Origin of the sequence: Micromonospora rhizosphaerae (assembly GCF_900091465.1) — a bacterium.
GTDB classification, from domain to species: domain Bacteria; phylum Actinomycetota; class Actinomycetes; order Mycobacteriales; family Micromonosporaceae; genus Micromonospora; species Micromonospora rhizosphaerae.
Map to the genome: position 1 here is coordinate 2,538,839 of NZ_FMHV01000002.1, position 24,911 is coordinate 2,563,749.

Annotated in this window: 17 protein-coding genes; 10 read left to right on the forward strand and 7 right to left on the reverse strand. The window is 74.3% G+C overall.

Annotated elements, in window-relative coordinates:
• Positions 1–15 precede the first annotated feature (15 nt).
• Complete coding sequence (locus GA0070624_RS12290; protein WP_091340532.1) at positions 16–1,209, reverse strand: hypothetical protein; 1,194 nt, start codon at positions 1,207–1,209, stop codon at positions 16–18.
• A gap of 249 nt (positions 1,210–1,458) precedes the next feature.
• Here GA0070624_RS12290 and GA0070624_RS12295 point away from each other — a divergent pair, with 249 nt between their 5' ends.
• On the forward strand, positions 1,459–3,207 hold the full coding sequence (locus tag GA0070624_RS12295; protein ID WP_091348692.1) for a DUF6311 domain-containing protein: 1,749 nt from the start codon (positions 1,459–1,461) through the stop codon (positions 3,205–3,207).
• Positions 3,165–4,976, forward strand: a complete 1,812-nt coding sequence (locus GA0070624_RS12300; protein ID WP_091340534.1) for a DUF6311 domain-containing protein — start codon at positions 3,165–3,167, stop codon at positions 4,974–4,976. The genes GA0070624_RS12295 and GA0070624_RS12300 overlap by 43 nt, the downstream gene beginning before the upstream one ends.
• Before the next feature lie 50 nt (positions 4,977–5,026).
• On the opposite strand, the gene GA0070624_RS12305 is transcribed toward GA0070624_RS12300, so the two are convergent.
• Positions 5,027–6,886, reverse strand: a complete 1,860-nt coding sequence (locus tag GA0070624_RS12305) for a DUF6311 domain-containing protein (RefSeq protein WP_425413548.1) — start codon at positions 6,884–6,886, stop codon at positions 5,027–5,029.
• Between the two features lie 109 nt (positions 6,887–6,995).
• Between GA0070624_RS12305 and GA0070624_RS12310 the strand changes: the two genes are divergently transcribed.
• Positions 6,996–8,276, forward strand: a complete 1,281-nt coding sequence (locus GA0070624_RS12310; protein WP_091340540.1) for an outer membrane protein assembly factor BamB family protein — start codon at positions 6,996–6,998, stop codon at positions 8,274–8,276.
• Positions 8,273–9,559, forward strand: coding sequence for an outer membrane protein assembly factor BamB family protein (locus GA0070624_RS12315; RefSeq protein WP_091348695.1), 1,287 nt, complete (start codon positions 8,273–8,275; stop codon positions 9,557–9,559). The genes GA0070624_RS12310 and GA0070624_RS12315 overlap by 4 nt, the downstream gene beginning before the upstream one ends.
• A gap of 29 nt (positions 9,560–9,588) precedes the next feature.
• On the opposite strand, the gene GA0070624_RS12320 is transcribed toward GA0070624_RS12315, so the two are convergent.
• The gene (locus GA0070624_RS12320) at positions 9,589–10,773 is read right to left on the reverse strand and encodes a peptidase C39 family protein (RefSeq protein ID WP_245718756.1); all 1,185 of its coding nucleotides are present in this window, start codon (positions 10,771–10,773) and stop codon (positions 9,589–9,591) included.
• 170 nt (positions 10,774–10,943) lie between these two features.
• Between GA0070624_RS12320 and GA0070624_RS12325 the strand changes: the two genes are divergently transcribed.
• The 4 genes from GA0070624_RS12325 to GA0070624_RS12340 all read left to right on the forward strand — a co-directional run bounded on the left by GA0070624_RS12325 (position 10,944) and on the right by GA0070624_RS12340 (position 16,186).
• Positions 10,944–11,612 carry a response regulator transcription factor gene (locus GA0070624_RS12325; protein WP_091340542.1) on the forward strand — a complete coding sequence of 223 codons (669 nt, stop codon included), beginning with the start codon at positions 10,944–10,946 and terminating at the stop codon, positions 11,610–11,612.
• Entirely contained in the window at positions 11,609–12,769 is a 1,161-nt protein-coding gene (locus GA0070624_RS12330; RefSeq protein WP_176731672.1) for a sensor histidine kinase, read from the forward strand. Before GA0070624_RS12325 ends, GA0070624_RS12330 begins: the two co-directional genes overlap by 4 nt.
• A 265-nt stretch (positions 12,770–13,034) precedes the next feature.
• Positions 13,035–15,575, forward strand: a complete 2,541-nt coding sequence (locus tag GA0070624_RS12335; RefSeq protein WP_245718757.1) for a malectin domain-containing carbohydrate-binding protein — start codon at positions 13,035–13,037, stop codon at positions 15,573–15,575.
• Positions 15,576–15,799: 224 nt separating this feature from the next.
• Complete coding sequence (locus GA0070624_RS12340) at positions 15,800–16,186, forward strand: VOC family protein (RefSeq protein ID WP_091340548.1); 387 nt, start codon at positions 15,800–15,802, stop codon at positions 16,184–16,186.
• Between the two features lie 66 nt (positions 16,187–16,252).
• Here the strand turns inward: GA0070624_RS12340 and GA0070624_RS12345 are convergent, their stop codons facing one another.
• The 4 genes from GA0070624_RS12345 to GA0070624_RS12360 form a co-directional block, all read right to left on the reverse strand.
• Positions 16,253–17,098: a hypothetical protein gene (locus tag GA0070624_RS12345; protein ID WP_091340553.1), complete on the reverse strand. Its 846-nt coding sequence runs from the start codon at positions 17,096–17,098 to the stop codon at positions 16,253–16,255.
• A gap of 367 nt (positions 17,099–17,465) precedes the next feature.
• The gene (locus tag GA0070624_RS12350) at positions 17,466–19,532 is read right to left on the reverse strand and encodes a 3-hydroxyacyl-CoA dehydrogenase NAD-binding domain-containing protein (protein WP_091340555.1); all 2,067 of its coding nucleotides are present in this window, start codon (positions 19,530–19,532) and stop codon (positions 17,466–17,468) included.
• 55 nt (positions 19,533–19,587) lie between these two features.
• Positions 19,588–20,781, reverse strand: coding sequence for a thiolase family protein (locus GA0070624_RS12355; RefSeq protein ID WP_091340558.1), 1,194 nt, complete (start codon positions 20,779–20,781; stop codon positions 19,588–19,590).
• 228 nt (positions 20,782–21,009) lie between these two features.
• Positions 21,010–22,338 carry a ribonuclease D gene (locus tag GA0070624_RS12360; RefSeq protein ID WP_091340561.1) on the reverse strand — a complete coding sequence of 443 codons (1,329 nt, stop codon included), beginning with the start codon at positions 22,336–22,338 and terminating at the stop codon, positions 21,010–21,012.
• A 229-nt stretch (positions 22,339–22,567) separates the two neighbouring features.
• On the opposite strand from GA0070624_RS12360, the gene GA0070624_RS12365 reads away from it, so the two are divergent.
• Entirely contained in the window at positions 22,568–23,917 is a 1,350-nt protein-coding gene (locus GA0070624_RS12365) for a S1C family serine protease (protein ID WP_091348703.1), read from the forward strand.
• Between the two features lie 130 nt (positions 23,918–24,047).
• Entirely contained in the window at positions 24,048–24,818 is a 771-nt protein-coding gene (locus GA0070624_RS12370) for a hypothetical protein (RefSeq protein ID WP_091340563.1), read from the forward strand.
• The last annotated feature ends 93 nt before the right edge of the window (positions 24,819–24,911 follow it).

Here is a 24,911-nt window from a genome sequence, read left to right on the forward strand (position 1 = left end):
CCACCGTCGTCTCCGTCAGCGGCCGCCGACGGAGCGGTACGAGGTCTTCCCGGCGCCGGCCAGGCTGAACGTCTGCTTCATCGCCGGCCGCGGCACCACCACCAGCCCCGGCCGGTCGACCAGCCGGGAGGTGCCGGGCGGCACCGCGAGCGAGGTGTCCCGGTTGGCCCGCCAGCTCAACACCACCAGCGGCTGCCCCGGGACCGGCAGCGCGTACGTCTGGAGGGTGGCGGAGCGGTCGGCGGGGGAGACCACCGGGGCCCCGCCGCCGGCCGGGCGGTAGACCACCGCGGTCATCCTGCCGGTCGCGCTGTCCCAGCTCAGCTGCTCCAGCTCGGCCGGGTCACCACCGCCCAGGGCGAGCTCGCCGAGCGACCGGACGGAGATCCCCGCCGACGGCCAGGACTCCGGCGCCGAGCCGGGCGCATCCCGGTCGTCGATCCGGCGCGGAAGGCTGCCGAACGGCCCCCGCTCACTGGCGAGCACGCAGGTGTCCAGCCCGGTCAGGGCGCGCCGGCCGGAGCCGGTCTCGTCCCGGACCAGCGGGTAGCGCGGGTCGGCGGTGGCCGTACCCAGGTCGAGCAGCCGGTCGGCGGACCGGCCGCGCGGCAGCGAGCGGGTGGGCCGCAGCGTCGCGGTCACCTCCACCGCCCGGCAGGCCGGCACGGCGACCGCCTCGGTGAGCCCGTCGGAGCTGGCCAGTGCCCGGCCGCCCGGGCCGAGCAGCCGCTCCACCCGGGCGGAGGTGAGGTAGCGCCGGGCGCCCGGGAGCTGGACCGGCAGCACGTCGGAGTAGACCAGGTAGCCGGGGTCGGTGTACTCGGTGGCGTGGCTGACCCGGTACCGGTCGCCGTCCCGGGTGAGTTGCAGCAGCCAGGAGGCGCTCTCGCCGGGCACGTCCGCGGCGACGAGGGCGAGCGGCGTCCCCTCCACCGCACCGGACCAGAGGATCCCCGACGACGGCAGGTGCGCCCGGCCGTCGACCGGCGAACGCCAGTCGCGTACCGCCTCGGTGACCGCCGCCGTAGCGGCGGCGTCACCGGCCAGGCTGCCACGGGGGGGCCAGACCTTCAGCGACCCGTCCAGGCTGTCGTAACCGACCCGCAGGGCCCTCGGCTGCCGGTCGACGACCGGACCGCACGCGGTGGCGGTCAGCAGCAGGGTCAGCAGTGCGGTGGCCGTCATGCCGCGCCGGCGCGCTGAAGCCACCTTTACGCCCCCGTTTCGCGTGGCCGGTCGTGTTTTCGAAGCCACATGGTACGAGATGTCCGGTCGCCGGACCGCGCCCGGCTCGCCCCGACGCGACACCACAAGCGACGGTGGTGCGCGTTTCGTGGCATTTTCCGCCTCCGGTAGACTCCGCCGACTGTGACGTCTGCCGAGCCCAGTGTCGACTCCCCAACGGATGCCGACGCCCCGACGGGCTCCGACTCCGTCCAGGACCGCCCGCGCTGGTCGCTGCGGTGGCGGTGGACGCCCCGGCGGCAGGACCTCGCGGTGTACGGCGTCTTCCTGCTCGCCGCCCTCTGGGTGACCAGCCGGATCTGGGCCGACCCGGCCGGGCGGGTCGCCTCGCTCTACAGCGGGGACCCGGCCCAAGTGCAGTTCTTCCTCGCCCACTCGGTCCGGGTGGTGCTGCACGGCGAGTTCCCGTTCTACACCGAACAGTTCAACTACCCCGACGGGGTCAACCTGATGGCGAACACCGCCATCCTCGCGCTCGGCATCCCGATGGTGCCCGTCACCCTCCTCTTCGGACCGGCCGTCTCGTTCGTGACGTTGGTGGCGCTCGGCCTCGCCGGCACCGCCGCCGCCTGGTACCACGTGCTCTCCCGGCACGTCGTCCGCGTCCGGCTGGCGGCCGCGGTCGGCGGCTGGTTCTGCGGGTTCTCGCCGGCGATGCTCTCGCACGCCAACTGGCATCCCAACATCATCTCCCAGTTCCTGCTGCCGTTCATCGTCTGGCGGGTGCTGGTGCTGACCCGTTCCAGCCGCCCGGTACGCGACGGCGTTCTGCTCGCCCTGCTGGTCACCGTGCAGGCGTTCATCAACGAGGAGATCCTGCTCTTCAGCGCGCTGGCCTGCGGCGTCTTCCTGCTCGCCGTGCTCGCGCAGCGCCGAAGGCTCTGGTCGGCGGCGTGGCGCCCGCTCGGGGCCGGGCTGGCGGTCTGCGCGCTGCTCGCCGGGGCACTGCTGGCGTACCCGCTGTTCATCCAGTTCGCCGGGCCGATGGCGTACCACGGGCTCAGCGACGCGGTCCGCGACTACGGCAACGACATCGCCGCCTTCTTCGCCCCCGGCTCGCCCACCCTGGGCGGCAACGAGCGGGCCAACGCCAACCTCGCCCCGAACTACTCCGAGGAGAACGCCTTCTTCGGCTGGAGCCTGTCGCTGCTGGCCGTCGGCATCGTGGTCTGGCTGCGGCGGGAGGTCGTGGTCCGGGCGCTCGCGGTGACCGGGGTGTTCTTCGCGGTGCTCTCCCTCGGCGAGCGGGTGTCCTGGTGGGACCGGGACCTCTTCACCGGCCCGTGGGACCTGCTGGTCCGGCTGCCGCTGCTCGACGCGGTGGTGCCGACCCGGTTCGGGCTGATCACCACGGTGGTGATCAGCGTCCTGCTGGCGCTGGCCGTCGAGCGAACCTGGACGCTCGGAGCGGCCGGGCAGCCGAGCATGCGTACGCTGACCGTCGCCGGCCTGGTCCTCGCGCTGCTGCCGATCGCGCCGCTGCCGCTGAAGGTCACCACCCGCCCCGCGGTCCCGGCCTTCATCACCGCGGACCGCTGGCGGAGCTACGTCGGCCCCGACCAGACGCTGGTGCCGGTGCCGGTGCCGAGCATGGCCAACACCCACGCGATGCGCTGGGCCGCCGCCACCAACCTCGACTTCAAGATCCCTGGCGGCTACTTCCTCGCCCCGCGCAACGGCGTCACCGGCGACCCGGGCCGCTTCGGCGGCCGGCCCAGCGGCATCGGTGGCCTGCTGGAGGACGTGGCGACCACCGGCCGTACGCCGAAGCTGGACGAACGCCAGCGCCGCCGCTTTCTGGACGAGCTGCGGCACTGGCGGGCCGCGATCGTCGTGCTGCCGTTGAGGCAGCAGAACGCCGAGCCGCTGCGGCGTACCGTCGAGCAGTTGGTCGGTCCAGGCCGGCAGGAGCTGGACGTGTGGGTGTGGGACGTCCGGACACTGACCAACCAGTCGGCCTGACCGCCGCCCCGGCCGCCGACGCGTCCCGGCCCCGCCGCCGTTGGCCGGGGCGCCCGGTCGACGCGCTGGTGGTCGCGGGCTACCTTGCCCTGGCCGTGCTGCTCACCGCCGACCAGTGGCGGCGCCCGGAGCGGCTCTTCCACCAGGCCGGCGACCAGATGCTCTTCGAGTGGATGTTGGCCCGGGCCGCGCGGGCGGTGACCGGGCCGGAGAACCCGCTGCACAGCACGGCCCTGAACGCCCCGGACGGGGTGAACATGATGGCCAACACCTCGGTGCTGGGGCTGGGTGTACCGCTGACCCCGGTGACGCTGCTGTTCGGCTCCCAGGCGGCCTTCCTGGTGGCGGTGATCTGCTGCCTGGTCGGCACCGCCACCGCCTGGTACGCCCTGCTGGCCCGCAGGCTCGTCCGCTCCCGGGCCGCGGCGGCGGTCGGCGGTCTCTTCTGTGGCTTCGCCCCGGGGATGGTCTCGCAGGCCGGGGCGCACCTGCACATGACCGCCCAGTTCCTGGTCCCGGTGATCCTCGGGCTGGTCTTCCGGCCCGGCACCGACCGGGTGCGCCGGCACGGCGTCCTGCTCGGACTGACGGTGGCGTACCAGGTCTTCCTCGGCGAGGAGGCGCTGGTCTTCGTGGCCCTCGCCGCCGGGGTCTTCGCCGTGGCGTACGCGCTGGCCGACCGGGAGGCCGCCCGCCGGCTGGCGCCCGCGGTGCTCGGCCGGATCGGCGTCGGCGCGCTGGTGGCGGGGGTGCTGCTGGCGTACCCGCTCTGGTTCCAGTTCCGGGGTCCCGGGCACTACCAGGGGATGCCCTTCTTCGCGCAGGGCTTCCGGCTCGACGCCGCCTCGTTCACCGCCGCCGCCCGGCAGAGCGTCGCCGGGGACGACCACCTGCCGGGGCTGCTGTCGCCGAACCCGACCGAGGAGAACTCCTTCTTCGGGCCCGGGCTGCCGCTGCTGGCCGTGCTGGTGGTGGCCCGGCTGTGGCGGCGCCCGCTGGTCCGCGCGCTGGCCGTCTGCGGCCTGCTCTTCGCCCTGCTCTCCCTCGGCACCGGGATCCGGGTGAACCACCACGAGACCGGGTTGCCCGGGCCGTACCGGCTGGTCGCCGGGGTGCCGCTGCTCGACCTGGTGGTGCCGGCCCGGTTCGCGCTGGTCTGTGTACCGGTTCTGGGCGTGCTGCTCGCCCTCGCCCTGGACCGGGTGCACGCGCGGCCCGCGCCCGACCGGTCGGCGTCGCGGGCGGCACGGCTGCTCTGGACCGGGGCGGTGGCGGCCGCGCTGCTGCCGCTCGCCCCGACGCCGATCCGCACCGTGCCGGCCGCGCCGGTGCCGGCGTTCGTCGCCGAGGGCGGCTGGCGGGCGTACGTGCCGCCCGGGCGAACACTGGTGCCGGTGCCTCCGGTCACCGGCGCGGCGGTCAGCCCGGCCACCCTCTGGTCGGCCCGGACCGGGCTGGCCTTCACCGCGCCGGGCGGCTACTTCATCGGCCCCCGGGGCGCGGACGACCCGACCGCGCACTGGGGCGCCCCGGACCGCCCGACCTCGCTGCTGCTGCGCCGGGCCGCGGAGACCGGGCAGGTGCCCCCGATCACCGACGTCGACCGCCGCCAGGCCGTCGAGGATCTGCGCCACTGGCGCGCCGCCGTTCTGGTCCAGGCCGGGTCCGCCCCGGCCGACCCGGTCCGCGCGACGGTGGACGCGTTGCTCGGCCCCGGGCGGGACGTCGACGGCGCCCACATCTGGGACGTCCGCCCGCTGGTCGGCTGAGCGTGCCGCCGGGGGTGGACCGGCGCCGGCGCCGGTGACCGGGCCTTTCGTCAGACCAGGCCGCGGACGTCCCAGAGCCAGACGTCGTCGACCCGCCGGGGCGGGCCGAGCAGGGCGGTCATCAGGTCGCGCAGGACCGTCTCGTCGGGGTTCGCGCCGAGCACCACCACCGAGGCCCGCCAGAAGCGTAGGTCCGCCACCGCCTGGCGGCGGTGCTCCGCGGTGATCGGCGGCAGCGTGCCGGCGTCCATGGTGGAGTAGATCAGCGTGCTGGTCGGCCGGTTCGGCGCGCCGAACATGCCCTGCTCCTCCGGCCCGGGGCCGATGAAGTAGCCGCCGGGAATCGGGAACGCCTGCCCGGTCAGCGCGCTCCAGCGCAGCGTGGGCAGGCCGTGCACGTTGCTCGGGATGGGCACCGGCACCAGCGTCCGGCCGGCCGGGACGTACGGGCGCCAGCCACCGGCGGTGATGAAGTGCGGCGGCGGGTCGACGTGCTGGGCGGGCAGCGGCCGGGGGAAGAGCGGCAGCAGCGCGAGCGTGACGGCGGCGTACCCGACCGGCCGCAGCCAGCGCCGGGGGGTCGGTGGCGTGACCGCGTCGTCGGCCCGCTCCGGGGCGGAGCGCGGGGCCGGCACCGGCGGACGGCCGCCGGCCAGCGCGTCCCAGGCCAGCGCGAGCAGGACCCCGACCGCGCCCGCGACCACCAGGGCCAACCGGGTCGGCATCATCATCTCGACCAGCGGCAGGTCGTCCGGGACGTACGCCCAGGGGCCGTCGATCGCGGTCTCCACGCCGTTGAACCGCACCTTCGGGCCGATCGCCGCGACGGTGAAGCCGACCACCAGCACGGCGACGATCCGGGCGGCCCGCGAACGGCGGACCAGCAGCGCCAGGGCGACCAGCGCGACCAGCGCCAGCGGCCAGCCGAACCAGCTGTTCTGCTCGGTCAGCCCGATGGTCTGCTCCACCGCCTCACTGCCGGCGACGGTGTCCCGGGGGAAGGTGACGAACGCCGCCAGGTCCTCGCCCCAACTGTGGAAGACCCCGCCCTGCAGCCCCCGGTAGGACTGCGGACCGTTGAACTGGAACCAGAGCGGGTAGGCGGCCAGCAGCAGGGCCAGCCCGCCGCCGACGCCGAGCGCGGCCAGGAAGGTACCCGCCCGGGCCCACGCCGCCCGCGGCCGCTGCACCGCGTACGCCCCCACGATCACCAGGCAGGCCAGCGCGGTGAGCAGCAGCATCTCCTCGTTGATGAAGATCTGGTACGCCACCAGCAGGCCGAGGGCGATCCCGTTGCGCCGCCACCGGCCCGGCTCGCCGAGGCGCAGCACCCGCACCACGATCAGCGGGAGCAGGAAGTTGGAGACGAAGTTCGGCTGGCCGTTGGCGTGGTGCACGATGCCGGGGGCGAAGCCCAGGAAGGCGCCGCCGACGAAGGCCGCGCCCCGGGAGCGCACCAGGTGTCGGGAGAGCATCCAGTACGAGGTGCCGGCCGTCGCGCCGAGCGCCCCGCCCAGGTAGAGCGCGTACATCACCTGGGGGCCGAGGAGCAGGGTGAGCGGCGCCAGCGGCAGGGTGACCCCGAGCAGCGAGGTGTTCGCCATCATGTTCACGCCGTCGGGGGCGTTCTGCCGGGCGGTGAAGAGCGGGTTCTCCAGGTGGCGCACCGAGTAGGCGCCGTGCGCGAAGAGCCACTCGAACCAACTGTGGTCGGTCGGCAGGTGCGACGAGACGCGGTGCTGGACATCTCCCCAGTAGTTGAGGCAGACGAAAACGCCGAGCAACGCATAGGCTCCGATGGCCAGCACGTCGGCGCGGACCGGCCGGCGTCGGGGCCGGCGCGGCGGGTCGGCCACGACGGGCTCGACCGCGACGGACGCGGGGTTCAGCGAGGGGTCTACCACCGGCACAGCCACGACGGGCCATCGTACAGGCGGAGCGGCGTCGCTCCGGCCCGCCCGGAGCGGCCCCCCGGCGGCCGCTCGGGGCGCCCCGGCGGCTGGCCGGGGAGGGGTGGTAGTGACGGTCATCGATCTAGGTGAGCTCCGTGACGAGGCCGCCCCCGGCCCGTCGCCCCGCCGGCCGCGTTCCGCCACCCGGCTGTACCGCTGTCTGGCGGTGCTGGTGGTCGCCCTGGTCACGCTCGCCGGCGCCGCGCCGGTGCCCGGTCGCACCGGGGCCATCGTGCCGGGTGGACCCGGCGCCGAGGCGTTCCTCGTCGGGGACCGGCTCTACGTGCTGGAAGTGGCGCACCCGGGGGGCGGGGCCTGGCGGCGGCAGCTGGTCGCGTACCGGCTCACGCCGGGCCACCAGCTCCCGGTGCTGTGGCGAACGTCGCTGCCGGACGGAGGCAACGACGTCGGGCTGCTGGAGCGAGACGGGACGGTGCTGCTCACCGGGCGGTCGGCCGAGAACACCGGGTACGAGACGTCCACGGTGGACACCCGGACCGGCCGGCCGGGCTGGCGGCAACCCGGTGTCGCCGTCGTGGGCCACGACGCCGTGCTCGTCCAGTCCGTCGAGGACGAGGGAATGACCGCGATCCGCCGGGTGGATCCGTCGACCGGTCGGACCCTCTGGTCGGTCCCGATCCCCGCGACCGGCACCCACCTGCGCTTCGGACCGGAGGGGATCGACCGAATCGTGCTGGCCCGCCCGTCCGGCGACGTCGAGGTCTTCGACGCCTCCTCCGGCGCCCGGCTGATCGCCCGCAACATCCGCCCCGGTGAGCTGCCGACCTGGCAGCGCACCCAGGTGGTGGACGAGCTGCTGCTGGTGATCCGGGACAACGGCGGCTCGGTGACGGCGTACGGCCTGGACGGGCTGGAGTTGCGGTGGACGGCCCGGCTCTCGCTGGTCGGTTACGTGGAGGTCTGCGGCGAGCTGCTCTGCGCGTACCGGCAGACCGGCGGGATGTGGGCGCTCGACCCGGCGACGGGCAGCACCTGGTGGACCGACCCGCGCTCGCAGTCCGTGCTGCGGGTGACCGGTGGTCGGTTCCTGGTCGACCGGGCCGACGCCACCGGATCGCGGTACGCGGTGGTGGAGGCGGCCACCGGCCGGCTGCTGGCCGACCTCGGGACCTGGGAAGTGGCGAGGTGGGCGGACCCGGCGGACCCGGTGATCGGAATCCGGCGCGGCCGGGACGGGCGGTTGCTCGTCGCCGAGCTGGACGTAGCGGCCGGCCGAGCCAGGGTGCGGGACGCGCTGCCGGACGTGCTCGGGGACTGCCGGTTCGGCGGGGACGTGTTGGTCTGCCGCCGGATTGACGGCCGGCTCGGGCTGTGGCGGCTGCCGTGACCCCGACGATCGAGCTGGGCGAGATGCGCCACGGCGAGGAGGTCGGCCCGCCGCCCGATCCGCCTCGGCCATCGAGCCGGTCGCTGCGGATCGCCGCGCTCTGCTCGGTCGTGCTGCTCACCCTGGCCGGGGCCGCGCCCACCCCGGTTTGGCCCCGGCCGGTGCTGGTGCCCGCCCCGCAGGGCGCCACCTTCCTCGTCGTCGGGGACCGGCTGGTCGTCGCGGACGGGCCAAACACCGTCGGCGGGGATGGACGGCTGGTGGCCGCGTACCGGCTGCCCGGCGGCGAGCCGCTGTGGCGGCTCGGAATGCCCGGCGGTGACCACGTGCTGGGAGTCGGCATGGTGGCCGGGACGCTGCTGGTGTCCAGCAGCCCCGCCGGCGCCGGCGACCCGACTTCGACCGCGGTGGACATCGACACCGGACGCGTGCGATGGCGGGAGCCCGGCTACCCGCTACCCACCCAGGACGGCCGGCTGCTCTTCGCGAGGTCCCGACCGGACGGGACCTGGACGCTGCGGTTGGTCGACCCGGCCTCGGGATCATCGCGCTGGTCACTGCCGATGCCGAGCAACGGGGCGGAGTACCGCTTCGGTGACCGGGGGGTGGCAGAGATCGTGCTGCTGACCGTCGATGGCCGGGTGGAGATCCGGGATCCCGGATCGGGCGGCCTGCTGCGGGCCGGGCGGGTGCCGTCGGCCGCCGACGGCGTGTCGTACCGGTTCAACCAGGTCGTCGGCGACCTGCTGCTGCTCGACGACGGCGCGGGTTGGATCAGCGGCTACGGCCTCGAGCGGCTCGATCGGCGGTGGACCATCCCGGTGGACCTCCGGACGGCTGCCTACTTCCAGGACTGCGGGCATGTGATCTGCCTGCGGGACCGCGACGCGCGGCTGCGCCTGATCGACCCGGCCACCGGGCGCTCGCGGTGGACCGGAGAGCGGTGGTTCGCCGTCTTCCCGGTCGGCGATCGGTTGCTCGCCGCCGAGGCGGGGGTAGGCCCGGAGCCCGAGTTGGTGGCGCTCGACCCGGCCACCGGACGAAGGGTTGGCCGGCTCGGCCGCTGGCAGCTCGCCGGGCCGGAGCTGTCCGGCCAGCCGCTGATCGGGCTGCGCCGGCTGCCCGGCGACCGTGAACTGGTCGCCGAGCTCGACGTGGCGGCCGGGCAGGTGCGCGTCCGCGACGTGCTGCCCGGCGCCTGGAACGACTGCGCGGTCGTCAGCGCGACCATGGTCTGCCAGCGGCCGGCCGGTGGCCTGGCCGTGTGGCGGCTCGACCATTGATCAACCTGATGCGGTGGCGGGACGGCCGGTCACCAGTTGGCCTGCGCGGGGGCCGGCGGCAGCGGTACGGACGCCGGCCGGATGACGTACGCCACGCCGCCGCTGCCGGCCTGCCAGGCCGCCTCGAACCGGTCCCGGTCAACGGTCCGCCGGACCGCGTCGTCGTCCGGGGCGTACGGGTCGTTCAGCACCGGGTCGCCGTCCACGGTGAAGCCGACCAGCACCATCAGGTGCCCCCGGGTGTCGTAGTCCAGCCCGGGCATCTCGCCGGCCCGGAAGGCGGCCGAGACGATCAGCGGCACGCCGGCGGCGACGAACTCCTCCGCCTCGGCCAGGGACCGCAGCCGGGTGACGAAGGCGTCCATCCCGTGCAGCCCCGCGTACGCGGTGTTGAACGGCCAGTTCCCCGCGCCCGCGTACGCGTGGTCATAGCAGTGCCGGGCGGCGTGCACCACCACCGGCCGGGGGCCGGGGGGCGTCACCCAGGCGTACCGGTCCGGCGCCGGCCCGGCGGCCCAGAAGTCCAGCACCATGGAGACGCAGGTGGGGCTGCACCAGGAGTCCCCGCCGCCGCCCCAGCGCGTCTCCCCATCGGCGTGCCGGCGCTGCGAGAACCGGGGCACCTCGATCACCCGGCCGTGCCCGGCCCGCCCGGGGAGGGCCCGGTGGGCGCCGATGGTCGGTGGCTCGTGCCGGCCGGAGGCGACCGCGCCGACCGTGCGCAGCACCGGCGTGGCGTCGCCGCCGGCCGGCCGGAGCAGGGTCACCCGCGCCTGCCAGCCGGTCACCGTCGCGTCCGCCACGACCAGGGTGTCCGTCTCCACCCGCGCGTCGCCGTCGCGCTGACCTGGCACCGAGGTACGCGGCAGGGTGGCGTCGTCGGCCGCCCAGTCCGCGAGGACGTACCAGCCGGTGGTCGGGGCGCCGGCGTGCCAGCCGCGCAGCTCGACCCGGAGCCAGCAGCCGGGCGGGGTGTCCGCGGTCCAGGAGGGGATGACCTCCCGTACCGGGAAGCCGGTCTCCACGGGCGGGGAGGTCCAGCTCGCCGCGTCGTACCGGATGGCGGGGTCGCCGTGGTCGAGCTGCCGGGCCGGGGTGGCCACCGTCCCGCCGCCGTCGCCCGGGGCCACCCCGTCGGCGGCGCCGAGGCCGAGGTCGGCCGGCAGGCGGAAACCGCGGTAGGCGATGTCCCGCCCGGTGGGCGCTCCGGTCATGGCAGCTCCGTCCGCTCGTCGCCCGTCGACCTGGCCGCGCCCGCCCCGGGCACCTGTCGCTCGGCATCGGGAAGGATCGCGTACCCGAAAGTTTTTTGCAACGGCGGCGAGGGACGCTGGTTTGGTGGCCGGCACTAGGTTGTCGGGAGGTCACGAGGGGAGGATCGAAGATGCGGGTACTGGTGGTGGAGGACGAGCGCAACCTCGCCGACGCGATCGCGCGCGGGCTGCGCAATCGCGGCATGGCCGTGGACGTCGCGTACGACGGCACGACCGGCCACGAGGCCGCCTTCGTCACCCGGTACGACGTGGTGATCCTGGACCGGGACCTGCCCGGCGTGCACGGCGACCGGATCTGCGCCGACCTGGCCGCCTCCGGCACCCTGACCCGGGTGCTGATGCTCACCGCGAGCGGCACGGTCGCGGACAAGGTCGAGGGGTTGCAGCTCGGCGCCGACGACTACCTGCCCAAGCCGTTCGCCTTCGACGAGCTGGTGGCCCGGGTGCAGGCGCTCGGCCGGCGGGCCACCCCGGCCGCCCCGCCGGTGCTGGAGGTCGCCGACCTGGTGCTCGACCCGGCCCGGCGGGTGGTCACCCGGGGCGGCGTGCCGGTCGACCTGACCAACAAGGAGTTCGGCGTCCTCTGCGAGCTGCTCAAGGCGCGCGGCGCGGTGGTCTCCAGCGAGGAGCTGCTGGAACGGGTCTGGGACGCCAACACGGACCCGTTCACCACCATCGTCCGGGTCACCGTGATGACGCTGCGGCGCAAGCTCGGCGACCCACCGCTGATCGAGACGGTGGTCGGCGCCGGCTACCGGACCGCCGAGGTTTCGGCGTGATCGGCCGGCTGCGGCTGCGCCCCACCCTGCGGCTGCGGCTCACCGTGCTCAACGGGGTGCTGCTGGTCGGGGCCGGGGCGATCCTGGTGCTGCTGGCCTGGCTGCTGGTGCGCGACGCGCTGCGGCCGACCGACGAGCTGCTGCCCGGCACCACGGTGGTGCTCGCCGACGGCCGCTCGCTGGACGCCGGGCAGTGGCAGCGGCAGCTCGTCGACGCCGCGTCGGCGGAGTTGCTGGTCGAGGGCCTGGTCGCGCTGCTGGTGGTCGGCGTGGTCGGGGTCGCCGGCGCGTACGTGGTGGCCGGCCGGGCGCTGCGCCCGCTGCACCAGGTCACCGCCACCGCACGGCGGCTCGGCGAGGCCACCCTGGACCAGCGGATCCGCTGGTCCGGGGCGGACGACGAGGTGGCCGAGCTGGCCAGGACCTTCGACGCGATGCTGGACCGGATCGCCGCCGCGTTCGAAGCGCAGAAACGCTTCGTCGCCAACGCCTCGCACGAGCTGCGTACGCCGCTCGCGGTGATGCGGACCGAGATCGACGTGACGCTCAGCGACGACGGGGCGGACACCGCCGAGTACCGCCGGATGGCCACCGTGGTCCGGGACGCCTCCGAACGGGCCAACGGGCTGGTCGACGCCCTGCTGGTGCTGGCCCGCAGCGAGGCCCAGGCCGGTCGCCGGCTCGGCCGCCGCGCCGAGTGCGACCTCGCCGTCGGCACCGCCAACGCGCTCTCCGCGGTCGCCGGGGAGGTGGAGCGGATCGGGCTGCGGGTGGACACCTCGCTGCGGCCGGCGCCGGTGGTCGGCGACCCGGGGCTGCTCGACCGGCTGGCCGGCAACCTGGTGGAGAACGCGGTCCGCTACAACCACCTGCACGGCCGGATCTGGGTGCGTACCGACTCCGACGGCCAGCGCTCGTGGCTGGTGGTGGGGAACACCGGCTTCGAGGTCAACCAGGCCGACGTGCCCGGGCTGTTCGAGCCGTTCCGGCGCGGCGGTCAGGAGCGGACCGGGGCGCGCGGCTCCGGCCTCGGGCTCTCCATCGTCCGGGCGGTCTGCGAGGCGCACGGCGGCACCGTGAAGGCGGTCGCCCAGCCGGGCGGCGGCCTGGAGGTGAGCGTCACGCTGCCCTCCGCCGATGCCCCCTGGCCCGGCTGAGCGCCCGTCCGCCGAACCACCATCCACGATCACCTTTTCGTGTGGTCCGGCCGGCCGTCCCGACCGATCGACGTCGTGTGGTCGGGCGGACGCGTCGTGTGGTCGGGCAGAAGGCGCGGCGCCCGCTGGACGGCCGGTGCCCGATGCAGCAGGGTGGGCAGTGCTCCATGTCACACCCGCCGCGCCGCGGCGACCCGACGCGGGCCGCACGCCCTCGGCGCCGGACGAGCGGCGGTCCCATCCGCGCGTCCAACCGGAGCTGCCAGTGACCCGTCCCTCGGCCCTGAGCCGCCGTCTCCTCGCGGCACTCGCCGCCGTCGCCATCACCGCCGCCGGCCTGGCCCCGACCGGCGCCGCCAGCGCCGCGCCCGACCACACCACCGTGGTCAAGCCGGTCCCGTCCACCGCCTCGCCGGACATCATGGACGGCACCGTGTACGCGATCCACGACGCCGGCACGAAGATCATCGCAGCGGGCTCCTTCACCCGGGTGCAGAACCGCGGGTCCGACGTGGACATCACCCGCAACTACGTCCTCGCCTTCGACAAGGCCACCGGCACGGTGGACACCGCCTTCGCCCCGACCGTCGACAACCAGGTCTACGCCGTGGTTGCCGGGCCCACCGCCGGCACCGTCTTCCTGGCCGGCAAGTTCAACACCGTCAACGGGGTCACCCGGCGCAAGGTGGCCCTGCTCAACGTGGCGACCGGCGCGGTGGTCACCAGCTTCGCCGGCCCGGCGTTCAACGGGCTGGTCAACGACGTCGCGCTGGTCGGCAACCGGCTCCTGGTGGGCGGCATCTTCACCACCGCCGGCAACACCAACCCGCGCGGTGGCCTCGCCTCGCTGAGCGCCAGCACCGGCGCGCTGGACAGCTACCTGACCACCACCCTCACCGAGCACCACAACTACGACGGGGTCAGCGGCGCCAACGCGGGGGTCGGCGCCGGCAAGCTGGCCGTCTCCCCGGACGGCCGGCAGCTCGTCGTGATCGGCAACTTCAAGCAGGCCGACGGGGTGCTGCACGACCAGATCGTCAAGCTCGACCTGGGTGCCGGCGCGGCGACCATCGCCGACTGGAACACCAGCCGGTACACCCCGCGCTGCGCCTGGTGGGCGTTCGACACGTACATGCGGGACGTGGCGTACGCGCCGGACGGCAGCTACTTCGTGGTGGTGACCACCGGCGCCCCGAACGCGGGCACGCTCTGCGACTCCGCCGCCCGCTGGGAGACCGACGCGACCGGCACGGAACTCCAGCCCACCTGGGCCGACTACTCCGGCGGGGACACCTTCCTGTCCGTCGGGATCAGCGAGCAGGCCGTCTACGTGGGCGGGCACATCCGCTGGCTCAACAACAGCTTCGGCGGGGACTCCGCCCAGGCGGGCGCGGTCGGCCGGGCCAGCATCGCCGCCCTGGACCCGCGCAACGGGCTGCCGATGTCCTGGAACCCGGGCCGGCACCCGCGCGGCGTCGGTGTCTCCGAGCTGCTGGTCACCCCCGCCGGGCTCTGGCTCGGCTCCGACACCTCCTGGATCGGCAACTTCCAGTACCGCCGGGAGCGGATCGCGTTCTTCCCGCTCACCGGCGGGGCCGCCCCGCACCCGACCACCACGGCCGGGCTACCCGGCAAGGTCTACCGGGCCGGCGTGCCGGTGCCGACCAACGTGCTCTACCGGGTGAACGCCGGCGGGCCGCTGGTCGCCGCGACGGACAGCGGACCGGACTGGGCGGCCGACGACGCCGCTGACCCGAGCCCGTACCACAACGACGGCAGCAGCACCGCCGGGTTCGGCCCGGTGGGCAGCGTCGACGCCACCGTGCCGGCCGGCACCCCGTCGGCCCTCTACAGCGACGAGCGGTGGGACTCCGGCGGCGACCCGGAGATGCAGTGGCAGCTCCCGGTGCCCGCCGGCACCGAGATCGAGGTCCGGCTCTACCTGGCCGACCGGTACGACGGCACCTCGACGCCCGGGTCACGGGTCTTCGACGTGGCGCTGGACGGGGTGACGGTCCTCGACGACCTGGACCTCTCCGGCACGGTCGGGCACAACGTGGGCACCATGCGCTCCTTCGCCATCGTCAGCGACGGCTCGGTCGATCTCGACTTCGGGCACGTGGTGGAGAACCCGCTGGTCGACGGCATCGAGATCGTCAAGACCGGGCCGCCGCCCGCGGGCAACGGAGAAGAGGTGCAGGTCCGGTCGTACGACGGGGCCAGCGCGGTCGGCGCGAGCAGCGTGCTGGCCAACCCGGACAACACCGCCTGGTCCACCGCCCGAGGCGGCTTCTGGGTGGGCGGCACCCTCTTCTACGGGATGAACGGCGCGCTGTACCGGCGCTCGTTCGACGGCACCACGTTCGGCACGCCGAGCCTGGTCGACCCGTACCACGACGCGTACTGGGACACCGTGGAGACGGATTCCGGCCCGGACGGCCAGACGTACGCCGGGGTGACCACGAACTTCTACGCCGAGATCCCGAACGTGACCGGCATGTTCTACACCGCTGGCCGGCTCTACTACACCCTCGCCGGCCAGGGTGAGCTCCACTGGCGCTGGTTCACCCCGGACAGCGGCGTGGTCGGGGCGGACAGGTTCACCGTGGCCGGGGTGACCGGCTTCGCCGACGCCGGCGGCATCTTCCTCGGCGGCGACACCCTCTACAAGGTCGACCGGAGCACCGGCGACCTCTCCTCGACCGACTGGGCGGGCGGCGCGCCGACCGGGGCGTTCACCGTGCGCAGCGGGCCGGCCGCGGACGGCAACGACTGGCGGGCCAGGGCGGTCTTCGTCGGGCCGTAACCCGTACCACCGCAGGGCGCCCGGCCCGGTCCCGTCGGGGGCCGGGCCGGGCGCCCGAACCGGGTTGTGCCCCGGGGCGTCCGGTGACATGATCAGCCGCGTCAGCCCGACTCGTGGGGGAGGGGGTGCCGTCGATGTCCACCGTGAACAGTCCCGCGCCCCGCCCCGGTCACCGCTGACACCATCCACCCCGCGGGGCGCACTCCATCAGGGGAGAAGTCACCGTGAGTGCATTGATCCACTGCGTCACCGTCGAGTCCGACGACCCGTACGCCCTGGCCAGCTGGTGGGCGGGCGTGCTCGACCGCCGGCTGCACGACGACGACCACCCGGGCGACCCGGAGGCGGTCCTGGTCGCGCCCGACGGGCACGGCCCCGACCTGCTCTTCGTCGAGGTCGGGGAGCGGCACGGCAAGGGCGCGTTCCACATCGACCTGCATCCCGCCGACCGAACCCGGGACGCCGAGGTCGAGCGGCTGCTCGGGCTCGGTGCCGCACTGGTCGCGGACCGCCGCCGGCCGGACGGCACCGGCTGGGTGGTGCTCGCCGACCCGGAGGGCAACGAGTTCTGCGTCTGCCGGAGCGCGGCCGAACGGGCCGTGTCGGCCTAGGGTCGGAAACGGAAGGGGCTCCTGCCACCCGCGGTGGCAGGAGCCCCGGTCAGGTCACCGGCTGACTCAGGAGCGCTGCTCGATCTGGCCGCGCATGGTGACGAACTCCGACTGCAGGGCCGCGGCGGACTTGAAGTAGATAATGATCATGCCGAGGCTGCCCCGGTCGGCCCAGACGCAGACGCCGATGGCGACGTCGTCCGCCTTGCCGTCCCCGCACTTGGCGTCGCCGCCCAGCGGACCGGCCTCGATCGTCTTGAACTCCTTCACCCCGAGCTCGGTGGAGAGGCCCTTGGTGGCGTCCTCCAACTCCTTCCTCGGGTCGGCCAGCAATCCGGACGCACCGGCGATCATCACCAGGTCCTCTTTGGCCGGATTGCCGTAGAAGCCACCGACGGTGCTGGTGGCATCCGGGACGTCCTTCTTCATCTCCGATTTCATCTGCTCGGCGGTGGCCTGCAGCTGCGGATCCGCCACCTTGGGGCGGCCGGCGAGCGTCTCGGGCGCCACCAGGCGGGTCTTGGTGGCGTCGACCACGTCGCCGACCTCGTCCTTTGCGGCGAAGAAGAGGACGGCGGCGCCGCCCACGCAGAGCACCACCACGACGGCGAGGGTGATCAGCAGGATCCGGCCGACATTTGACTTCTTCTTCGGCGGCGGGCCGGCCGGGGCGCCCTGGGGCTGGCCGGTCTCCAGGTAGCTGCCGTACTGCTGAGGCGGCTGCTGGCTCGGGTACCCGCCGTACTGCGGGCCGGGCGGCTGGGGCGGCGGGTAGCCGCCGTACTGGGGACCGGGCTGCTGCGGCGGGTAGCCGCCGTACTGGGGGCCGGGCTGCTGCGGCGGGTAGCCGCCGGGCTGCTCGTGTGGCGGCGGGTAGGAACCGGGATAGGGGTTGGACGGCGGCTGGGACATGGGGCAGCTCCAGGTGAAGAACGGGCCGGCCGATCCTAGCCAGGCCGACCGACATGCCGCTGTCCGCCCGGCGACGGAGTGACGGAACCGGGACCGGCTCGTGACCAGGCCCGCCGGTCCGCGCGGGGACGCGACCCGGGGCGCCTTTCGGCCTCGGGAGGGTGCGGGCCGGGAGCCCGAGATGACGATCGCGGTGGCCGGCCCGCCCGGAGAGGACGGTCGGCCACCGCGATCGCGGGGGGGCGGGGGTGGGTCAGGCTGACGGCTCCAGGTCGCAGCGCGGCGTCAGACCTGCCCTCATTCGGTCCGGAGCGCTGCCTGGCGGCGCGGAGGCCGAATTATGGCCGCGCCGGCCGAGCTGGAGTTGTCACAGCAGGCTGGCGACCCCGCCCGGCAGGAACCGCCGGCCGGCGACCCGCTCGGCGGTGCCGGTCCGGTCCAGGTACGGCGTGACGCCGCCCAGGTGGAACGGCCAGCCGGCGCCGAGGATCATGCACAGGTCGATGTCCTGCGCCTCGGCGACGACGCCCTCGTCGAGCATCAGCCAGATCTCCTGCGCCAGTGCGTCGAGCGCGTTCTGCCGGACCTGCTCGGCGGTCAGCGGCTGGTCGCCGACCACGAGCAGCTTGGCGGCCTCCTCGTTGACCTGGTCGTCGATCACGATCGGCTGGCCCGAGTCGGCGATCCGCTTGAGGTTCTCGCTGACTTTGAACCGGTCCGGGAACGCGGCGTGCAGGGTGCCGCCCACGTGGTACGCGACGGCCGGCCCGACCAGCTGGAGCAGGGTGAGCGGACGCATCGGCAGGCCCAGCGGGTCGAGCGCGCTGTTCGCCACGTCCAGCGGGGTGCCCTGGTCGACGGCGGCGAAGACCGTGCCGAGGAATCGGGTGAGCAGCCGGTTGACCACGAACGCCGGGGCGTCCTTGACCAGCACCGAGGACTTCTTCAGCTGCTTGCCGACGGCGAACGCGGTGGCGAGGGTGGCGTCGTCGGTCCGCTCGCCGCGGACGATCTCCAGCAGCGGCATCATGGCGACCGGGTTGAAGAAGTGGAAGCCGACCACCCGCTCCGGGTGCTCCAGCTCCTCGGCCATCGCGGTCACCGACAGCGAGCTCGTGTTCGTCGCCAGCACCGCCTCCGGCTTGACGATCTTCTCCAGCTCGGCCCAGACCTGCTTCTTGACGTTCAGGTCCTCGAAGACCGCCTCGATGACGAAGTCGGCATCCGCGAAGACGGACTTGTCGACCGAACCGCTGACCAGGCCGTACAGCTTGGCGGCCGTGCCCTTGTCCATCCGGCCCTTGGTGACCGACTTCTCGATCTGGGTGTGCACGTACGCCACGCCCTTGTCCACCCGGGCCTGGTCCAGGTCGGTCAGCACGACCGGCACCTGGAGGCGGCGGGCGAACAGCAGGGCGAGCTGGCTGGCCATCAGGCCGGCGCCGACGATGCCCACCTTGGTGACCGGGCGGGCGAGGCCCTTGTCCGGCGCGCCGGCTGGCCGCTTGGCCCGCCGCTGGACCAGGTCGAAGGCGTACAGGCCGCTGCGCAGCTCCTCGGAGAAGATGAGGTCGGCCAGGGCCTCGTCCTCGGCGGCGGTGCCGGCGGCGAAGCCCGCGTCCTTCGCCGTCTCCAGCAGGTCCAGCGCCTTGTACGCGGCCGGGACCGCGCCGTGCAGCCGCTGGTCCAGGGTCTGCCGGGCGAAGTAGAGCACCCCGGCCCACATGTCCCGGTCGACCTCGGGTCGGGTCACGGTGACCTCGCCCCGGACCACGCCGGCGGCCCACTCCAGGGACCGCTCCAGGAAGTCGGCCGGCTCCAGCAGCACGTCCGCGATGCCCATCTCGGCCGCCTGCTTCGGCTTGAGCATCTTGTTCTGCATCAGCGGATTCTGGATGATCACCTGGGTGGCGGCCGGGATGCCGATCAGGTTCGGCAGCAGCTGGGTGCCGCCCCAGCCCGGGACCAGGCCGAGCGAGACCTCGGGCAGGGCGAGGGCCGCCGCGCCACCGGAGAGCGTCCGGTAGTGGCAGTGCAGGGCCAGCTCCAGGCCGCCGCCCATCGCCGCGCCGTTGACGAAGGCGAAGGTCGGGATCTCGCTGTCCTTTAGCCGGGCGAAGACCCGGTGGCCGAGCCGGCCGATCTCCAGCGCCTGCTCGCGGTCCGCGAGCAGCGGCAGGCCGGTGATGTCCGCGCCGACGCAGAAGATGTACGGCTTGCCGGTGACCGCGATGAACGCCGGGTTCGCCGCCAGCGCGGCGGTGATCGCCTCGTCCAGGCTGGCCAGGCCGGCCGGGCCGAAGGTGTTCGGCTTGGTGTGGTCGAAGCCGTTGTCCAGGGTGATCAGGGCGGCCGGACGGTCCAGCCCCGGCACGTTGACCTGGCGCAGCAGCGCCTTGGTGACGACCTCGTTCGGTGCGGCGAGCGCGCTCACTGCGCCTCCTTCGTTCGCGACTGCGGGACTCGCAGGCCCGGCTCATTCCTCGCGCTCACTTGTTGCCCTCCCAGTGGGGGTTCTCCCAGATCACGGTGCCGCCCATGCCGATGCCGATGCACATGGCAGTGAGGCCGTAGCGGACCTCGGGGTGCTCGGCGAACTGCCGGGCGAGCTGGGTCATCAGCCGCACGCCCGAGGAGGCGAGCGGGTGACCGATGGCGATCGCGCCGCCCCACGGGTTGACCCGCGGGTCGTCGTCGGCGATGCCGAAGTGGTCGAGGAAGGCGAGCACCTGCACGGCGAACGCCTCGTTCAGCTCGAACAGGCCGATGTCGTCGATGGTCAGGCCGGCGATCCGCAGCGCCTTCTCGGTCGACGGGATCGGGCCGACGCCCATCACCTCGGGCTCGACGCCGACGAAGCCGTACGACACCAGCCGCATCGCGACCGGGAGGCCCAGCTCGCGGGCGGTCTCCTCGGCGGCGAGCAGGCTGGCCGTGGCGCCGTCGTTCAGGCCGGCCGCGTTGCCCGCGGTGACCTTGCCGTGCGGGCGGAACGGGGTCTTCAGGGAGGCGAGCTTCTCCATCGAGGTGTCCCGGGGAGCCTCGTCCACCGTGGCCAGGCCCCAGCCGCTCTCCGGGTCGCGCACCGCAACCGGTACCAGGTCGCCCTGGAGCTTGCCGTTGGCGTACGCCTTGGCGGTCTTCTGCTGCGAGGCGAGCGCGAACGCGTCGGTGCGCTCCTTGGTGATGTGCGGGACCAGGTCGTGCAGGTTCTCCGCGGTGGCGCCCATGACCAGGGCGGACGGGTCGACCAGCCGCTCCGCGATGATCCGCGGGTTGGGGTCCACGCCCTCGCCCATCGGGTGGCGGCCCATGTGCTCGACGCCGCCGGCGATGGCGATGTCGTACGCGCCCACGGCGATGCCGCTGGCGACGGTGGTGACGGCGGTCATCGCGCCGGCGCACATCCGGTCGATCGCGAAGCCGGGGACCGTCTTGGGCAGGCCGGCCAGCAGGGCGGCGGTGCGGCCGATGGTGAGGCCCTGGTCGCCGATCTGCGTGGTGGCGGCGATGGCGACCTCCTCGACCCGCTCCGGCGGCAGCTGCGGGTTACGGCGCAGCAGCTCGCGGATGCAGCGGATCACCAGGTCGTCGGCGCGGGTGTTGGCATACATGCCACCCGCCTTGCCGAAGGGGGTACGGACGCCGTCGACGAAGACGACATCCCGAACTTCACGGGGCACTTGAGCCTCCTTTTCGGCCATAATTCGGCCTCCGCGCCGCCAGGCGGCGCTACGGATCGAATGAAGGCCGCCGGCACGGGCGATTTCCCTCGGATGCTACTCGCCAGTAACCAACCCCGACAGCACCCCCCATGTGGCCCACCCCACATCCCACCGGTCCCGCCCACTGGCGCGTTGATCATCGGGTCGCCGGCCGCCAACTCCATGATCAACGGCGGGGGCAGCGGGTCAGGGGGCCGGTTGGGGGCCCGTGAGGGCCTCGGTGAGGGCGGGGAGGAGGAGGGCGATCTGCCATTCCCGGGCGTTGAAGCCGCGGAGGATCTCCGCCACCGCGTCGTCGGTGATCTCCTCGGGCGGGACCCAGGCCAGACGGCGGATCGAGTCGGGGGCGATCAGGTTCTCCGGGGGCAGGGTGTGCTCGCCGGCGATCCGGACCACCACCTCCCGGCAGCGGGCCAGCCGGGCGGCGGCCACCGGGTCCCGCTCCGCCCAGCGGTGCGGCGGCGGCGGACCCTCGACGGCCGGGGCCACCGGCAGCGCGTCCTCCGGCAGTTTGCGGGCGTCGTCCAGGGCCGCCAGCCAGGTGCGGGCGAGCCGCCGTACCGAGCGTCCGCCGAAGCCGGGGAGGGTCAGCAGGCTTTTCTCGTCCCTCGGGTCCAGCTCGGCGGCGGCCACGATCGCCGAGTCGGGCAGCACCCGGCCCGGGGCGGCGTCTCGCCGAGCGGCGATCTGGTCGCGGGCGTACCAGAGGGACCGGACCCGGGCCTGCGCCCGCGCGCCCCGGACCCGGTGGATGCCGGAGGTCCGGCGCCACGGCTCGGCGCGTACCCGGGGCGGGCGGGCGCCGGAGCGGACCAGGTTGGCGAACTCCTCCGCCGCCCACGCCGACTTGCCCTGCCGGGTCAGCTCCTCGTCGAGGGCGTCGCGCAGGTCGACCAGCATCTCGACGTCGAGCGCGGCGTAGGTCAGCCAGGACTCGGGCAGCGGCCGGCTGGACCAGTCCGCCGCCGAATGGTGCTTCTCCAGGGTGTAGCCGAGCAGCTGCTCGGTCAGCGCGGCCAGGCCGACCCGCTCGAATCCGGCCAGCCGGGCGGCCAGTTCGGTGTCGAAGAGGCGGCGCGGGCGCAGCCCCAGCTCGGCCAGGCAGGCCAGATCCTGGCTGGCGGCGTGGAGCACCCACTCGGCCTCGCCGATCACCACGTCCAGGGCGGCGAGGTCGGGCAGCGGCAGCGGGTCGATCAGCGCCGTGCCGGAGCCGGCCCGGCGCAGCTGCACCAGGTACGCCCGCTGGCTGTAGCGGTAGCCCGAGGCTCGTTCGGCGTCCAGGGCCACCGGCCCGATGCCGGCCGCGAAACGGGCCACGACCTCATCCAGCTCGCTCGGTGTGGCCACCGGCGCGGGAGTGCCCTCGCGCGGGGCGGTCAGCGGGACGGGCCCGCCGGCGGTGGGTTCGGTCGCCGCGTCCGCCGGCTCCGGCGTGGCCGATGGCGGCTGCTGCGGCGCCTCTTCCGCACGGCTCTCGGCGGCCCGACGGCGCAGGGGTGGTTCGTCGGTCACCTGACAACCCTAGTGCGCGACCGGATCCGGCGTGCGCAGCCTGGTCCGGCGCGTGTCGACCCGGCGACCGAGGGATGTCGTGGCAGGGTCGGGTGGTGCTGACGTGGCAGCCTCGGACATCGGGGGAGACAAACCCCGTTCGCGCCGGTACGGTCCATCGAGCCACCGCCGGGTCGCGGACCGGAGGGGGCGTCGCACCGGGGGCGTCAACGGGGAGGACGTGGCGATCATGACCGCTGGGTACGGGTCGGGCGACGGGACGCCGGGACAGGGTGCCGGCGAGGCCGCCGACGACCGCTGGCCGGAGCGTCCCGAGGCAAGCCGGCCGGGCCCCCTGCCGCCCCGGTTCGAGCCGCCCGCCCTCGGCCACCCGCCGACCGCCCCCGGCCAGCCGACGCCGCCCGCTACCGGCTTCCCGGCCACCCCCATCCAGCCGGCCGCACCGACTCCCGGGTTCGGGTCGGCCCTGCCCGCCCCGCCGGGTGCGCCGGTCGCCGGCATGCCCATGCCGGGCCAGCCCGCCGTTCCCAGCGCGAGGACCACCTGGTCCCCACCCGCCACCGGCGGCCAGTGGGGGAGCGGTCCCGCGCCCGGCGCCGAGCCGGGTCAGGGCGGGTGGTCACCCGGCGAGCCCGCAGCCGGGCCGGTGCCCGGGCAGTCGCCCGCCGCCCAGCACCCGATGCCGGGCCCGTCCACGGGCCAGCCCGTCGCCGGCCCGGCGTATCCCGGGCAGCCGGCCGGGCCCGCGTACCCGGGCGGACAGCCCGGCTGGCCGGCGGCGCCCCCCGCTGGGCCGGCCTCGCCCACCCGCCGGCGCCGGCTGGCCGTCGCGGCGCTCGCCGCCGTGCTGGCCGTGGTCGCCGGGGTGCAGGCGTACCAGATCCACCGGCTGGGCGACCGGCTCGCCGCCACCGACCGGCGGCTGGCCGAGGCGCAGAACGCCGACGGCGCCCGGTTCGACGGCCTGGAGAAGCGGGCGGAGGCGCTGGAAAAGGAGGTTGGCGCGGCCTTCAACCCGGAGGCGGTGGCGGCCGCCGTGCTGCCCAGCGTCTTCCGGGTGCGCGCCGGCGAGTTCACCGGGACGGCGTTCGCGATCGGCAAGCCGGCCTCCGGTGGCGGGGCGAACCTGCTCACCAACTTCCACGTGGTGGAGTCGGTCTGGGATGGCGGCGGCCGGCAGGTCTTCCTGGAGCGGACCGACCAGCGCTTCCCGGCCACCATCGTCAAGGTCGACAAGGCCAAGGACATCGCCCAGCTGCGGACCACCGCCAAGTTCGCCGGGCTGGTCGCCGCCCGCACGCCGGTCAAGTCCGGGCAGCAGATCGTGGTGGTCGGCGCCCCGCTCGGCCTGCAGGACAGCGTGACCACCGGGGTGGTGAGCGCCTTCCGCAAGGACGAGGGCGGCTCCGGCCCGGTCATCCAGTTCGACGCGCCGATCAACCCCGGCAACTCGGGCGGGCCGGTGATCAACGGCTCGAAGGAGGTCGTCGGCATCGCCACCGCCAAGGCGCGGGACGCCGAGGGGATCGGCCTCGCGGTGCCGATCAAGACGGCCTGCGACGCCTTCAAGCTCTGTTGACCGGTCGGCCCGCCGCCCGCATTGACTTCATCCCTCACCGTCGAACACGTAGCGCCGACCAGGTCGGCCGTCGACCGCCAGACCCCGGCCTTCGGGCCACCCCACGGGGGACCAGTAATTGGAGGAAGACATGTCCCAGCCACCGACCGGGCCGGAGGGCTTCCCGCCGGCCTACCCACCGCAGCCGCCGCCCGGTCCGCAGCCCGCGGGCGGCACCGTGTACGGCAGTCCCTACGGCGCCGGGCAGCCCGAGCCGCCGCGGTACGGCCCGGCGCAGCCCGATCCCACCCTGCCCCAGCCCGCTGCGCCCCCGTCCGCCCCACCGGTGCCCGGCCAGTTCACGCCGGGCTCCGCCGCCCCGGTCTCCGGTCCGTCGTACACCCAGCCGATGTCGGCGCCGCCGATGTCCGCCCCGCCGGTCTCCGGTCCGGGCTTCGGGCAGCCGATGTCCGCCCCGCCCGGCCCGAACGTTTCGTACGGGGCGCCCGCGCCGGGTGCCCGCAAGAGCCGGGCCACGCTGATCCTCGCCCTCGTCGCCGGGCTGCTCTTCGTCCTCGGCGGCGTGATGACCGGCCTGTTCGTCACCACGAACAATGAGCTGCACCGCACCGAGAAGCAGGTCAGTCAGCGGGACGGCACCATCACGGCGAACAAGCAGGAGATCGACAAGCTCAAGGCCGACCTGCAGACCGTGCAGGACAAGCTGGCCGACACCGAGCAGGACCTGACCGGCACCAAGAACGACCGGGACGAGCAGGCCCGGCAGAAGAAGGTCATCGCCACCTGCCTGGACAAGCTGACCACCGCCATCGCGGCGGCGTCGGCCGGCGACCGGGCCGCCTTCGACAAGGCCAACAAGGGCCTGGACAAGGTCTGCGACGAGGCCGAGAACTACCTCTGATCCACGAGGCCAGCCGTACGGGCCGCCCCGGTCACCGGGGCGGCCCGTCGGCCTTCGTCGGCCCGCCCGGGCGCGCCGGTGATCGACCGTTCG